The organism is Streptomyces sp. NPDC048106, from assembly GCF_040706415.1.
GTDB lineage: Bacteria > Actinomycetota > Actinomycetes > Streptomycetales > Streptomycetaceae > Streptomyces.
In genome coordinates, this window is the sequence record NZ_JBEZND010000038.1 from 36831 (window position 1) to 50006 (window position 13176).

Sequence of the window (13176 nt, forward strand, 5' to 3'; positions counted from 1 at the left end):
GTTTGCGGCATTTGTCCCCCCGCCGAATCACACGATCCGGCACGGAGTGCCTAGGGGAGGGTAACGACCGTGGCGGCGTAGACGAGACCCGCCCCGAATCCGATGACGAGCGCGGTGTCGCCGCTCTTCGCCTCCCCGGTCGCCAGGAGCCGCTCCATGGCGAGCGGGATCGAGGCGGCCGAGGTGTTGCCGGTGGTACGGATGTCACGCGCGACCGTGACATGCTCCGGCAGCTTGAGGGTCTTCACCATCGAGTCGATGATCCGCACGTTGGCCTGGTGCGGGATGAAGACGTCCAGGTCGTCCGAGGTGATCCCCGCCGCGTCCAGCGCCTGCTGGGCGACCTTCGCCATCTCGAACACGGCCCAGCGGAACACCGCCTGGCCCTCCTGCGTGATGGCGGGGAACTTGATGTTGCCCGCGCTGTCCAGCGGAAGCTCGTTGACGTCGCCGACGTGGAAGCGGTCCCACGAGACGGTCTGCTTGATGGTCTCGGACTTGTCGCCCTCGGAGCCCCACACGGTCGGACCGATGGCCGGCTCCTTGGAGGGGCCCACGACGACCGCGCCGGCGCCGTCGCCGAACAGGAAGGCGGTGGCCCGGTCCTCCAGGTCGGTCAGGTCGCTGAGTCGCTCCACGCCGATGACGACGACGTACTCGGCGGAGCCCTCCACGACCATGCCCTTGGCCAGGGTGAGGCCGTAGCCGAAGCCCGCGCAGCCGGCCGAGATGTCGAAGGCGGCCGCCTTGCCGGTGCCGAGCTGGTCGGCGATCGAGGTGGCGATGGCCGGTGTCTGGGCGAAGTGCGAGACCGTCGAGACGACGACCGCGCCGACCTGCGAGGCGTCGATGCCGGCGTCGGCGATCGCCTTGCCGGCCGCCTCGACCGACATCGCGGCCACCGTCTCCTCGGGGCCCGCCCAGTGCCGGGTCTCGATCCCGGAGCGCGACCGGATCCACTCGTCGGAGGAGTCGATCTTCTCCAGGATCACCTCGTTGGGCACCACCCGGGTCGGGCGGTAGCCGCCGACCCCGAGGATGCGCGCGTACGGGGCACCCTTACTGGGCTTGATCTTCGCCATCTACGGCTCCTTAGGCGTCAGGCGTCGACGTGCTCGGTGATGAGCGCACGGGCCGCGTCGAGGTCGTCGGGGGTCTTGAGGGCCAGCGTCTTGACGCCGGGCAGCGCCCGCTTGGCCAGTCCGGTCAGCGTGCCGCCGGGGCACACCTCGATGAGCGCGGTGACGCCCAGCTCCTTGAACGTCTCCATGCACAGGTCCCAGCGCACCGGGTTGGCGACCTGGCCGACCAGCCGCTCCAGCACCTCGGTGCCGGAGGCGACGGCCCGGCCGTCCCGGTTGGAGACGTAGGTGACCTTCGGGTCGGCGGGCGCCAGGTCGGCGGCGGCCTTGGCCAGCGTCTCGACCGCGGGGGCCATGTGCCGGGTGTGGAAGGCGCCGGCCACCTTCAGCGGGACGACCTTGCGGACGCCCTCGGGCTTGTCCTCGCTCAGCGCGGCGAGCTGCTCCAGGGTGCCCGCCGCGACGATCTGTCCCGCGCCGTTGATGTTCGCCGGGGTCAGGCCCAGCTTCTCCAGGTGCGCGAGGGAGGTCTCCGGGTCGCCGCCGAGCAGCGCCGACATGCCGGTCTCGGCGATCGCGGCGGCCTCCGCCATGGCCAGGCCGCGCGTGCGGACCAGCTTCAGGGCCGCGGCGTCCGACAGCACGCCCGCGAAGGCGGCCGCGGTGATCTCGCCGACGCTGTGACCGGCCACCGCGCCCGGCGTGATCTCCGACATGGCACCGAGTGCCGCGGCGGACAGGATCCCGGCGGCGACCAGCAGGGGCTGGGCGACGGCGGTGTCCCGGATCGCGTCGGCGTCGGCCTGGGTCCCGTAGTGCACCAGGTCGAGGTCGATGGCGTCCGACCACGCGGCGACGCGGTCCGCGGCACCGGGGAGTTCGAGCCAGGGGGTCAGGAAGCCGGGCGTCTGGGCGCCCTGGCCGGGAGCGACGAGTACGAGCACTCTCACACTCTCTCTTGGGTACGGGCACGGCCGCCCGTGGGGACAGGGACGAAGAACACGAGGGGCTTTTGTTGACCTCCGACAAAACCCTATGTCTGGGGGTCGCCGTCGGCCAGGCGCCCCAGGATCAGCGCGATCCGCAGCGTGAACGCGGATCGTACATCCGAAGGCGACCATCCGGTGACGTCCGTCACACGTCGGAGCCGGTAGCGCACGGTGTTCGGGTGAACGAAGAGCATCCGGGCCGCGCCCTCCAGGCTGCTCGCCTGCTCCAGGTAGACACTCAAGGTCTCCAGGAGTGCCGATCCGGCCTCTCCCAGCGGTCTGTAGATCTCCTCCACCAACTGCTCACGGGCGCTCGGATCCCCCGCGATCGCGCGCTCCGGCAGCAGATCGTCCGCCAGCACCGGCCGCGGCGCGTCCTGCCACGCCGTGCACGCCTTCAGACCCGCCGCTGCGGCCTGCGCGGACCGGGTGGCGGCCAGCAGGTCCGGCACCACCGGACCGGCGACCACCGGACCGGCCGCGTACGGCCCGATCAGCGACTTCGCCACCGCGAGCGGGTTGGGGTTGCCGCCCGCGATCACCACGAGACGGTCCCCGAGGACGCCGGTGAGCACCTGGACCTTGGCGTGCCGCGCGGCCCGCCGGATCGCCTCCACGGTCAGTTCGCTGTCCCCGTCCGGCGCGGTGCCGAGGACGACGCACACATGGTCGGGGGAGTTCCAGCCCAGTGCCGCGGCCCGGCTGACCGCGCCCTCGTCGGCCTCGCCGCTGAGCACGGCGTTGACCACGAGCGACTCCAGGCGCGCGTCCCAGGCACCGCGTGCCTCGGCGGCCTGGGCGTATACCTGGGCGGTCGCGAAGGCGATCTCCCGCGCGTAGACCAGCAGCGCCTCGCGCAGCACGCTCTCGTCGCCCGGCGCGGCCACCTCGTCGATGGCGCTCTCCATGACCTCGATGGTGGTGCGCACCATCTCCACGGTCTGCCGCAGCGTGATCGCCCGGGTCAGCTCGCGCGGCGCGGTCCCGAAGACGTCCGTGGAGATCGCCTGCGGGGCGTCCGGGTGCCGGAACCACTCGGTGAAGGCCGCGATGCCCGCCTGGGCGACCAGCCCGATCCAGGACCGGTTCTCCGGGGGCATCGCCCGGTACCACGGCAGGGTCTCGTCCATCCGCGCGATGGCCTGGGCGGCGAGACTCCCGGAGGACTTCTCCAGCCGTTTCAGGGTCGCGGCGTGCGTGTGGACGGAGGCTGCTGCGGGATCACCGGGGTGGGATTCGGGTTCGGGCACGGGGACAAGAGTGCCTTATCCGGACGGGAGCATGCGTCGCCGGGTCGGCGACCCGGCACCCGCGCGCAGCGGGGGCCCGACTACGGTGGGGGACGTGATGGACGTACGGCGCGCCGCCGAGCGCTACCCGGGCGGGGACCCGGCGGCCGGGATCGAGACCCGCCACGCCTTCTCCTTCGGCCCGCACTACGACCCCGGCAACCTGCGCTTCGGCGCGCTGATCGCCTGCAACGAGGAACGGCTCGCGCCCGGCGCCGGGTTCGACGAACACCCGCACAGCCACACCGAGATCGTCACCTGGGTCGTCGAGGGCGAACTGACCCACCGCGACTCCGCGGGCCACGAGCGGACCGTGCGCCCCGGAGACGTCCAGCACCTCAGCGCGGCGGCGGGCGTCCGGCACGTCGAACGCAACGACGGCGAGGGCCCGTTGACCTTCCTCCAGATGTGGCTGGCCCCGCTGGAACCGGGCGGCGAGCCGGCGTACGGGATCGTCCCGGGCATCGCCGACGCCACCCCCTACGCGGTACCGGCCGCGGGCGCGATGCTCCACGTGCGCCGCCTGGGCGCGGGGGAGCGGACCGCCGTACCGGACGCGGCGTATCTGTACGTCCACGTCGTGCGCGGCGAGGTGCGGCTGGACGGCGGGGAACTGGGCGCGGGGGACGCGGCGCGGATCACCGGCGCGCGCGGTCTCACGGCGGTGGCGGTGACCCCGGCCGAGCTGCTGGTGTGGGAGATGACGGGCTGAGGGGCACGGGTCAGTCGTCGCTCGCGGGCTCCGCGTTGCGCCAGATCGTCAGGTCGACCGTGATGTAGTCGCTGGGGCTGTGGCGGGCCGCCGAGCCGCGGTAGGTGACCAGGGCGATGTGGCCGGAGTTCGTGTACACGCAGATCTGCGAGCCCTTGCTGAGCTGCGAGAGGTGGACGCGCTCGGCGTACCGGGTCACCTTGCGGCAGGTCGCCAGCGAACCGTGCTCGGCGTTGTTCAGCAGGACGACCTTGTCGCTGTAGCTGCCGACGGCAGGGGTGTCGTCGTCCGTGTCGTCGTAGTCGGCGTAATAGAAGTCGGCGGTGTCCTCGTACCAGGGGGAGCTGCCGTCCCCGGTGACCGGCTTCGGCGGCGAGTCGGCGAACCGCACCCAGTAGCCGTTCGGGATGTTGACGCCCTTGAAGGCCACCGGCTTGGGGTCGGGGCGGCGCTGGCCGGTCGCGGTGGAGGGGCTCCGCGAGGAGCCGTCGTCCGCGGTGTCGCCGAGGTGGCTGAGCACCGAGACGCAGCCCACGCCCCACAGCAGGGCGAACCCGACGGCGGCGCCGATGGCGATCTTCCGGCCGACGCGGCGTTTCGGCCTGGGCGGCTGCCAGACGTAGGGCTGGACGTACGCCGGGTACGGCCGCGGCGGCACCGGCTGCTGGTACACGGGAACGCGCGGCGGCTGGGCGACGGCCGGCGGGACCGGGGGGTGGCCGGCCGGCCGGACCGGCCGGGTCACCGGTGCGGTGGGCGGCGGTGCGGCCGGTGCGGCCGTCGGGGCCGAGGCGAGCGCGGCCGAGGCGGAGACCCGCTGGGTGATCTGCGCCGTGAGCGCCGCCGGCAGCCAGGAACCGGACTGCCGCAGCGGCGTCGGCGACGCCTCCTGGCACAGCGCGACCACCTCGGCGGGGGTGGGCCGGTCGGCGGGGTCCTTGGCCAGGCACCGCGCCACGAAGGCGAGTTGGCCGGGCATGCCGTCGAGGTCGGGCTCCTCGTGCACGATCCGGTACAGCACCGCGTGCGAGGGACCGTCGCCGTACGCGCCCTGGCCGCGCGCCGCGAACACCGCGACCTGGCCCAGCGCGAACACGTCCGAGGCGGGCGTGACCGGCCGGCCCGCCGCCTGCTCCGGCGACATGAACGCCGGGGTGCCGACCGAGACGCCGGTGCCGGTCAGGGCGGTGGCGTCGGCGGCCCGGGCGATACCGAAGTCGATCACCCGGGGGCCGTCCCCGGCCAGCAGCACGTTGGACGGCTTCAGATCGCGGTGCACGATGCCCGCGCCATGGATCACCGACAGCGCCTCGGCCATCCCCGCGAGCAGCAGCAGGACCGACGGCAGCGGCAGCGGGCCGTGCTCGGCGACCGCCGTGGCCAGCGAGGGCCCGGCGACATAGGCGGTGGCCAGCCAGGGCCGGGCGCCCTCGGTGTCGAAGTCGATGACCGGCGCGGTGTACAGGCCCTGCACCCGCTGCGCGGCCCGCACCTCCTGCCGGAACCGGCGCCGGAACTCCCCGTCCTCGCCGAGCTCCGGCCGGATCGTCTTCAGGGCGATCGGGTGCCCGCCGGGCGTGTACGACAGATACACCGTGCCCATGCCGCCCGAGCCGAGCCGGGCGGCGAGCCGGTAGCCCGCCACCGCCCGAGGGTCACCGCTGTCCAACGGCCGGAACTCGTCGTCGTCCCGAAGCCCGCTCATCATCTTCCCCCGATGCGTACCACTGGCGAATCTCGTGGATCTCCTTGTGCACGGGGGAGATTATCGGACCGCTGGTCAGCGGATGCCGCGCGTCTCGGCCAGCACCGCGTCGGTGAGGACCGGCCACGCCTCGACCGCCCACGGCCCGAAGGCGCGGTCGGCCAGCGCGGCACAGGCCAGGCCCGCGTCCGGGTCGATCCACAGGAACGTACCGGCCTGGCCGAAGTGGCCGAAGGTGCGCGGGGAGGAGGAACCGCCGGTCCAGTGCGGGGACTTGCCGTCGCGGATCTCGAAGCCGAGGCCCCAGTCGTTGGGGTTCTGGTGGCCGTAGCCCGGCAACACGCCCTTCACGCCGGGGAACTGGACCGTCGTCGCCTCCGCGACGGTGCGCGGGTCCAGCAGCCGGGGCGCCTGCACCTCCGCCGCGAACCGCAGCAGGTCCCCGACCGCCGAGACGCCGTCCTTCGCCGGGGAGCCCGCGAGCGAGGTGGCCGTCATGCCCAGCGGCTCCAGCACCGCCTGCCGCGCGTACTCGGCGAACGGGATGCCGGTCGCCTTGGCGATGTGGTCGCCGAGCTGCTCGAACCCGGCGTTGGAGTACAGCCGCCGCTCCCCGGGCGGCGCCATCACCCGGTGCTCGTCGAAGGCGAGGCCGGAGGTGTGCGCCAGCAGGTGCCGCACCGTCGCCCCGGGCGGCCCGGCCGGCTCGTCCAGCTCGATCGCCCCCTCCTCGTACGCCACCAGCGCCGCGTACGCGGCCAGCGGCTTGGTCACCGAGGCGAGGGGGAAGCGGTGGGCGACGGGCCCGTGGGTCCCCAGGACGGTCCCGTCGGCTCGTACGACACCCGCGGCCGCGGTGGGCACGGGCCAGTTCTCGATCGACGCCAGGCTGTTCAACGACATGCCGCCGAGCCTATGCGGCGCACGGCACGAGCGGCGCCGACGGGTCCGGATCCCGCCCCGCCGCACTGTCGCGGCGGGGCCCGGGATGCGAGACTCGTGCCCCGCGCGCCCTCCGGCGGTCTCCGGCTGGTACTGCGGTTTTCTTACCGGCTCCGCTTGCTTGGAGTGCACTCGAAGGTCATAGCGTTGAGCACATGACGGTGATGCAGACCACGCCCGCGACCCTTGAGGACTCCCAGCCCGCCGACATCTGCGCCGCCCGGCCCGCGCGGCACCCGCGCCCGGACGGCCAGGACCGCTACACGATCAGTGAGGTCGTCGCCTTCACCGGCCTGACCGCGCACACGCTGCGCTGGTACGAACGGATCGGCCTGATGCCGCACATCGACCGCTCGCACACCGGTCAGCGCCGCTACAGCAACCGCGACCTGGACTGGCTGGACCTGGTGACCAAGCTGCGCCTCACGGGGATGCCGGTGGCGGACATGGTCAGATACGCGGAACTGGTGCGCGAGGGGGCCGCCACCTACCGGGAGCGGCAGGAACTGCTGGAGCAGACCCGCCGGGACGTGCTCGGCCGGATCGCGGAGCTGCGGGACACGCTCGCCGTGCTCGACCGCAAGATCAATTTTTACGCTACTGAGGGGAACGTGCGATGACCGACGCCAGGATTCCGACGGCACACCTGGGAGCGCGGGGGCCCGAGGTCGGCGTGCAGGGACTCGGCTGCATGGGCATGAACTTCGGCTACGGCCCCACCGACGCCGACCAGGCGCGCGCCACCCTGGACCGGGCGCTGGAGCTGGGGGTGACCCTCTACGACACCGCCGACGCGTACGGCGCCGGCGAGAACGAGCGGTTCCTCGCCCCCTTCTTCCGGGCCCACCGCGACGAGGTGGTGATCGCCACCAAGTTCGCCCTGTCCATCCCGAAGGACGACCCGACCAAGCGGGTCATCCGCAACGACGCCCCGTACATCCGCGAGGCCGTCGAGGGCAGCCTCCAGCGGCTGGGCGTGGACGAGATCGACCTCTACTACATGCACCGCCGCGATGTGAACGTGCCCATCGAGGAGACCGTCGGCACGATGGCGGAGCTGGTGCGCGAGGGCAAGGTCAAGCACCTGGGCCTCAGCGAGGTCACCGCCGAGGAGCTGCGCGCCGCGCACGCCGTGCACCCGATCGCGGCCGTGCAGTCGGAGTGGTCGCTGTTCAGCCGGGACATCGAGGCGCACGTCGTACCGGCCGCGAGGGAACTGGGCGTCGCCCTGGTGCCGTACTCGCCGCTCGGCCGGGGCTTCCTCACGGGTGCCTTCGCCGACGCCGACAAGGACCTCACGGCCGGCGACTTCCGCCGTCAGCAGCCCCGCTTCACCGGCGACAACGCCGCCGCCAACACGGCCCTGCTCCAGCCGCTGCGCACCATCGCCGCCGCGCACGACGCCACCCCGGCCCAGATCGCCCTGGCCTGGGTCCAGCAGCGCGCCGCCGTCGACTCCCTGGCGGTGATCCCGATCCCGGGCACCCGCAAGGCGAACCGGGTGGAGGAGAACGTGGGCGCGACCCGCATCACCCTGACCGGGGAGGAGCTGGCCGAGCTGGAGCCGATCGCGGGCAAGGTGGCGGGCGACCGGTACGCGGACATGACGTTCACCTCCGCCGGCCGGGAGTGACCCGTCCCCTAGAGTTCCGCCAGCAGCTCGGCCTTCTTGCTGGAGAACTCCTCGTCGGTCACCAGCCCGGACTGGTGCAGCTCCCCGAGATGCCTGATCCGCTCGGCGATGTCGGCGGGGTCGCGGCGGCACCGTGACACCGCCGGCGCGGGCCCGCGCGCACGCACCGCCGCGAGCACCGCGGCGGCGAACGGCAGCGACTCGTGCACCGGTCCGTAGCCGAGCCCGAACACCACCGCCGCCGGGTCCTGATCCGGTTCCGGGACCGGCGGCGCGCCCGAGGCGCGCAGCCGCAGGAACCCCTCCAGGGCCTCCGGCGACCGCCACTCCACCCCGCTGAGGTCGGCGACCGAATAACTCTGGTCGCCGGCCTTCCACTTGGCCGTGGACGCGCCCGTCCAGGACCACCGGAACCGCACGGACGTCCCGTCGAACGTCGCCTTCCCGTCGTACGCCTTGAACTGCAACGGCGCAGCGGGCGCGGCCACCAGGTACCGGTCGGCCGGACCCGACTCCGTCAGCCGCGCCGCCAACTCCTCGGCGCAGGACGCCGCCTGCGTCTCCCGCTCGGCCGGCAGGACCAGCCGGTAGGGGTCGGACCCCTCTTTGAGCTGCCCGTCCGCCGCCTCCATGAGCGGGTCGGCGCCCGCGCGGGGCACCAGCCGCATGACGAGGGTGCCCTTTCTGCCCGGCACGAGTGTGACCTCTTCCAGCGCGGACAGCGGGATCCGCCGCTCCCCGAGCGCCTGGAACAACTTCGGTGTTCGAATCCCCCGTTCGTAGCGGATGAGCACGGAGTCGGACTCGAACTCCCAGACGGCATGAAAACCCGCCAGTACGTCACCCATGCGGCTCATCGTATGCGGCACGTGCCCCTCCGTCGCCACCCGCGCAGACCGCACTTCCTGCTGTTTCTACGCGCGTTGGGCCGTGGTCGTCGCGGGCAGACCGGACCGGCACGCGTCATTCTCACCGGCGCACGTCACCGAGTCGTACGCGCCCGTGCCGATGTCGGCGAGGTTGCGCAGGCTGTCCGTGCCCGGGGTGAAGTACCCGGCGTGGCCCTGCGCGTCCCGCGCGGACAGCACCCGGGCGCCGAAGCCGGCCGCGACCGGGTCCGCGCCGTGCCCGAGCCCGCCCAGCTCCAGGTACGGCACGTCCTGGATCCAGTCGGTGGCGTCCCGCATGGCCCACACCCGGGCGGTGGTGCCCAGACCGGCGGCCTTGGAGACCCGCATGCCGGGGCTGGCGGCCACCGCTATGTCGGCGACCCGCGGGGGCATCTGGTGCGCGGCGACCCCGCACACCACGGACCCGTAGCTGTGGCAGAACATCGACACCGGGGCCCGGCCGGGCAGGGCACGCAGCAGCGCGTTCAGCCGCAGGGAGCCCTCCGCCGCGCGCGCCCCGGTGGCCGCGTCCACGCCGAGGCCGTCGGGGGAGGTGTAGTCGGCCCAGGCGATCACGGCCGTACGGGTCTCTGGGGCGGCCGTGCGCTCCGCCGCGTACAGCGCCTTGGCCATGCCGACCGGGGCGGTGTAGGGGCGGTTGGTCTTCTGGAAGGTGAGCACGTCGGTGTCGACGCCGGGGACGACGACCGAGATCCGCTGCGCTTTTGCCAGGTTCCCGAACACCTCCGCGATGCGGCCGGTGCCCTCCGGGTCGAAGGAGAGGATCTGGCGGCCGGGAGTCAGCAGCGACTCGTAGCGGTGCATACGACGGCCCGCGTCCTGCTGTCCGGCCGCGCTGAGCCGGTTGTCGTGCATGCGCTTGCGTTCGAGCACGCGCTCGTGCTCCAGGGCGATGTGGTTGGCCCGGTAGCGCAGGGAGACCGGCGCGCCGTTCATGTTGCCCACCGCGAGCGGATAGCGGTGGGCGAGGCGGGCGCGGTCCTGCGCGGAGAGCGAGGCGAAGAAGCGGGTGAGCCGCGCGGGGTCGGCCGCCGGATCCGGCAGCCGCAGGCTGTGGAGGCTGCCGTGCCGCCACTTCTCGAGCGAGGCCTGGAGTCCGCCCGACTCCCGGTGGGTGCGCAGGGCGGTCCAGCCGGTGGTGGCGAGCATCACGAACACGACGGCCAGCGCCAGCATCGCGCGCCAGACGTTGAGTTGCGGGGAGGTATCGAAGGAAGTCACTGGGAGGACACACTAGGAGAACGGGACGGTCTCGCGGTAACCCAGTGACCGGGATCACGTTTCGTCGTAGATCGAACACCCGGTGAACGATCTTTCGAACCTGTCGCAGTCGATCTGCTGAACACCACATCGGCGGTCCCCCCGAACGCATCTCCGTCGATCTTCCCGACGTGATGCCAACGGCCTCAGCTCGTGCGCCAGTTCCCCCGGAGGGCCGAACTCACCTGATCGAGGTAGGCCGCGGTGAGCGATCTGACGGCTTCCAGGCTGCAGTCCCGGCCCTCGCACCACTGCCGCTCCGTGACCCTTATCACCCCGCCGAACACCGCCACCGCGAGCCTCGGCCGGGGGTCCGCGTCCACGTCCACGCCCTCCCGCTCGGCCAGCAGCCGCGCGAGGGTCTCCTCGACGGCGGTCGAGCGGCGCAGATGGGCGGCGAGCAGCGCGGGCGTCGACTCGATCGTCCGGTACATGCGCAGGTACAGCTCCATCGGCACGGCCGACTCGACGGTCTCCCGGATCGTGTCCCAGTCCTCCAGGACCGCCTGCCGCAGCGCCTCCATCGGCGCCTCGTGCGAGGGCCGGGCGCGCAGGGCGGACAGGAAGAGGGACTCCGTCATCTCCTGGACCGCGAAGGCCGCGTCCTCCTTGCCCGCGAAGTAGCGGAAGAAGGTGCGCTGGGAGACCTCGCAGGCCGCGGCTATCTCGTCCACCGTCGTGCGCTCGTAGCCCTGCGTGGTGAACAGTTCGAGAGCGGCCCGCAGCAGCGACTCCCGGGTACGCCGCTTCTTGCGCTCGCGCAGCGTCTCCATGGCCTCTCGACTGCCCCTCTCTGAACATCCGGCCAATTCGGCAAATGGCGGTGTGCCCTGTCAGTTACCGACTTATGAAATTGTTTGTCAAATGTCAGTGGCTGTCACTAGTCTCGAACGCATGACTGGTCAGACCATCATCGACACGACGGGATCGGGTGACGGAGCCCCGCCGGCCCAGGCGGAGCAAGCCCGTGCCACGGGGATGCGCGGCCATCCGTGGCTCACCCTGTTCACCGTCGCCGTGGGGGTCATGATGGTGGCCCTGGACGGCACCATCGTGGCCATCGCCAACCCGGCCATCCGCGACCATCTGCACGCGACCTTCGCCGACGTGCAGTGGATCACCAACGCCTACTTCCTCGCCCTCGCGGTCACCCTGATCACCGCGGGCAAGCTCGGTGACCGCTTCGGCCACCGGCAGACCTTCCTCATCGGCGTGACCGGCTTCGCCGCCGCCTCCGGGGCGATCGGGCTGTCCAACAGCATCGCCGTCGTCATCACCTTCCGGGTCTTCCAGGGCCTGTTCGGCGCGCTGCTGATGCCGGCCGCGCTCGGCCTGCTGCGGGCCACGTTCCCGGCCGAGAAGCTCAACATGGCCATCGGCATCTGGGGCATGGTGATCGGCGCGTCCACCGCCGGCGGCCCCATCCTCGGCGGCGTGCTCGTCCAGCACGTCAACTGGCAGTCGGTGTTCTTCATCAACGTGCCGGTCGGCGCGATCGCCCTGGTCCTGGGCCTGCTGATCCTGCTCGACCACCGTGCGCAGAACGCGCCGCGCTCCTTCGACCTGCTCGGCATCGCCCTGCTGTCCGGCGCGATGTTCTGCCTCGTGTGGGCCCTCATCAAGGCGCCGGGCTGGGGCTGGGGCTCGGGCGAGACCTGGGGCTTCATCGCCGCCTCGGTCCTGCTCTTCGCGTTCTTCGCGTTCTGGGAGACCAAGGTCTCCGAGCCGCTCATCCCGCTCGGCCTGTTCCGCTCCGTGCCGCTGTCGGCCGGTGTGGTCCTGATGGTCCTGATGGCCATCGCCTTCATGGGCGGCCTGTTCTTCGTGACCTTCTACCTCCAGAACGTGCACGGCATGACGCCGGTCAACGCGGGCCTGCACCTGCTGCCGCTCACCGGCATGATGATCGTCGCCTCGCCGCTCGCCGGCGCCGCGATCACCAAGCTCGGCCCGCGGATACCGCTGGCCGGCGGCATGGCCGCGACCGCGATCGCCATGTACGGCATGTCCACGCTCAAGACCGGTACCGGCAGCGGCGTGATGTCCGTCTGGTTCGCCCTCCTCGGCCTCGGCCTCGCGCCGGTCATGGTCGGCGCGACCGAGGTCATCGTCGGCAACGCGCCCATGGAGCTGTCCGGTGTCGCCGGTGGTCTCCAGCAGGCCGCCATGCAGATCGGCGGCAGCCTCGGCACGGCGGTGCTGGGCGCGGTGATGGCATCCAAGGTCGACAGCGCGCTGCCGGGCAACTGGAAGGGCGCGGGACTGCCGCCGCTGACGCAGGGCCAGCTCGACCAGGCGTCCGAGGCGGTGCAGGCCGGGGTGGCGCCGGTGCAGAAGGGGATGCCCCCCGAGATGATCGCCAAGATCACCAACGTGGCGCACGACACCTTCATCTCCGGCATGAGCCTCGCGTGCCTCGTCGCCGCGGGCGTCGCCGTGGTCGCGGTCCTGGTCGCCTTCCTCACCAAGCGGGGCGGCAACGCGGAGGCGGGCGCGGGCGTGGGTCACATCTGACCCCCGGTCGCCCGGCCGGGTGACTCGGCCGGGGTTCGCTGGCGCGGCGCGCCCGGCGCGGGACAGAGTCTTCCCCGGGCAACCCGGCCGCAGACGCCCACCGCGGGAGGGGAGCGGTGCGCGTCTGCGGCTCGCCACG

12 protein-coding genes are annotated in these 13176 nt (G+C 72.3%); 4 read left to right on the plus strand and 8 right to left on the minus strand.

The window, feature by feature from the left end; all coding sequences use genetic code 11:
• Window positions 1-50 precede the first annotated feature (50 nt).
• The 3 genes from AB0927_RS30755 to fasR all read right to left on the minus strand — a co-directional run bounded on the left by AB0927_RS30755 (window position 51) and on the right by fasR (window position 3321).
• On the minus strand, window positions 51-1082 hold the full coding sequence (locus tag AB0927_RS30755) for a ketoacyl-ACP synthase III (RefSeq protein WP_366671043.1): 1032 nt from the start codon (window positions 1080-1082) through the stop codon (window positions 51-53).
• Between the two features lie 17 nt (window positions 1083-1099).
• Entirely contained in the window at window positions 1100-2026 is a 927-nt protein-coding gene (locus AB0927_RS30760; RefSeq protein WP_366671044.1) for an ACP S-malonyltransferase, read from the minus strand.
• Window positions 2027-2115: 89 nt separating this feature from the next.
• Window positions 2116-3321 (minus strand): fatty acid biosynthesis transcriptional regulator FasR, encoded by a 1206-nt coding sequence (gene fasR / locus AB0927_RS30765; RefSeq protein ID WP_366671045.1) that lies wholly within the window; start codon window positions 3319-3321, stop codon window positions 2116-2118.
• 97 nt (window positions 3322-3418) lie between these two features.
• Here fasR and AB0927_RS30770 point away from each other — a divergent pair, with 97 nt between their 5' ends.
• Entirely contained in the window at window positions 3419-4072 is a 654-nt protein-coding gene (locus tag AB0927_RS30770; protein WP_366671089.1) for a pirin family protein, read from the plus strand.
• 10 nt (window positions 4073-4082) lie between these two features.
• On the opposite strand, the gene AB0927_RS30775 is transcribed toward AB0927_RS30770, so the two are convergent.
• Both AB0927_RS30775 and AB0927_RS30780 read right to left on the minus strand, forming a co-directional pair.
• Complete coding sequence (locus AB0927_RS30775; protein WP_366671090.1) at window positions 4083-5777, minus strand: serine/threonine-protein kinase; 1695 nt, start codon at window positions 5775-5777, stop codon at window positions 4083-4085.
• A gap of 75 nt (window positions 5778-5852) precedes the next feature.
• Window positions 5853-6680, minus strand: coding sequence for a serine hydrolase domain-containing protein (locus AB0927_RS30780; RefSeq protein WP_366671046.1), 828 nt, complete (start codon window positions 6678-6680; stop codon window positions 5853-5855).
• A gap of 194 nt (window positions 6681-6874) precedes the next feature.
• Between AB0927_RS30780 and AB0927_RS30785 the strand changes: the two genes are divergently transcribed.
• Together AB0927_RS30785 and AB0927_RS30790 are read left to right on the plus strand one after the other, a co-directional pair.
• A complete protein-coding gene (locus AB0927_RS30785; RefSeq protein ID WP_366671047.1) occupies window positions 6875-7339 on the plus strand; it encodes a MerR family transcriptional regulator in 465 nt (154 codons plus the stop codon).
• Window positions 7336-8352, plus strand: coding sequence for an aldo/keto reductase (locus AB0927_RS30790; RefSeq protein WP_366671048.1), 1017 nt, complete (start codon window positions 7336-7338; stop codon window positions 8350-8352). Before AB0927_RS30785 ends, AB0927_RS30790 begins: the two co-directional genes overlap by 4 nt.
• Window positions 8353-8360: 8 nt before the next feature.
• Here AB0927_RS30790 and AB0927_RS30795 read toward each other — a convergent pair whose 3' ends face one another.
• The 3 genes from AB0927_RS30795 to AB0927_RS30805 form a co-directional block, all read right to left on the minus strand.
• On the minus strand, window positions 8361-9200 hold the full coding sequence (locus AB0927_RS30795) for a DUF4429 domain-containing protein (RefSeq protein WP_366671049.1): 840 nt from the start codon (window positions 9198-9200) through the stop codon (window positions 8361-8363).
• Window positions 9201-9266: 66 nt separating this feature from the next.
• Window positions 9267-10484: an alpha/beta hydrolase gene (locus AB0927_RS30800; RefSeq protein ID WP_366671050.1), complete on the minus strand. Its 1218-nt coding sequence runs from the start codon at window positions 10482-10484 to the stop codon at window positions 9267-9269.
• Window positions 10485-10669: 185 nt separating this feature from the next.
• Complete coding sequence (locus AB0927_RS30805) at window positions 10670-11296, minus strand: TetR family transcriptional regulator (RefSeq protein WP_366671051.1); 627 nt, start codon at window positions 11294-11296, stop codon at window positions 10670-10672.
• A 121-nt stretch (window positions 11297-11417) separates the two neighbouring features.
• Between AB0927_RS30805 and AB0927_RS30810 the strand changes: the two genes are divergently transcribed.
• Complete coding sequence (locus tag AB0927_RS30810) at window positions 11418-13037, plus strand: MFS transporter (protein WP_366671052.1); 1620 nt, start codon at window positions 11418-11420, stop codon at window positions 13035-13037.
• Window positions 13038-13176: the final 139 nt, after the last annotated feature.

Excerpts from the sequence above, each read along its gene's own strand:
- AB0927_RS30755 (WP_366671043.1), bottom strand. The coding sequence starts at position 1,082 with ATGGCGAAGATCAAGCCCAGTAAGGGTGCCCCGTACGCGCGCATCCTC.
- AB0927_RS30770 (WP_366671089.1), top strand. The coding sequence starts at position 3,419 with ATGGACGTACGGCGCGCCGCCGAGCGCTACCCGGGCGGGGACCCGGCG.
- AB0927_RS30775 (WP_366671090.1), bottom strand. The coding sequence starts at position 5,777 with ATGAGCGGGCTTCGGGACGACGACGAGTTCCGGCCGTTGGACAGCGGT.
- AB0927_RS30780 (WP_366671046.1), bottom strand. The coding sequence starts at position 6,680 with ATGTCGTTGAACAGCCTGGCGTCGATCGAGAACTGGCCCGTGCCCACC.
- AB0927_RS30785 (WP_366671047.1), top strand. The coding sequence starts at position 6,875 with ATGACGGTGATGCAGACCACGCCCGCGACCCTTGAGGACTCCCAGCCC.
- AB0927_RS30790 (WP_366671048.1), top strand. The coding sequence starts at position 7,336 with ATGACCGACGCCAGGATTCCGACGGCACACCTGGGAGCGCGGGGGCCC.
- AB0927_RS30795 (WP_366671049.1), bottom strand. The coding sequence starts at position 9,200 with ATGGGTGACGTACTGGCGGGTTTTCATGCCGTCTGGGAGTTCGAGTCC.
- AB0927_RS30805 (WP_366671051.1), bottom strand. The coding sequence starts at position 11,296 with ATGGAGACGCTGCGCGAGCGCAAGAAGCGGCGTACCCGGGAGTCGCTG.
- AB0927_RS30810 (WP_366671052.1), top strand. The coding sequence starts at position 11,418 with ATGACTGGTCAGACCATCATCGACACGACGGGATCGGGTGACGGAGCC.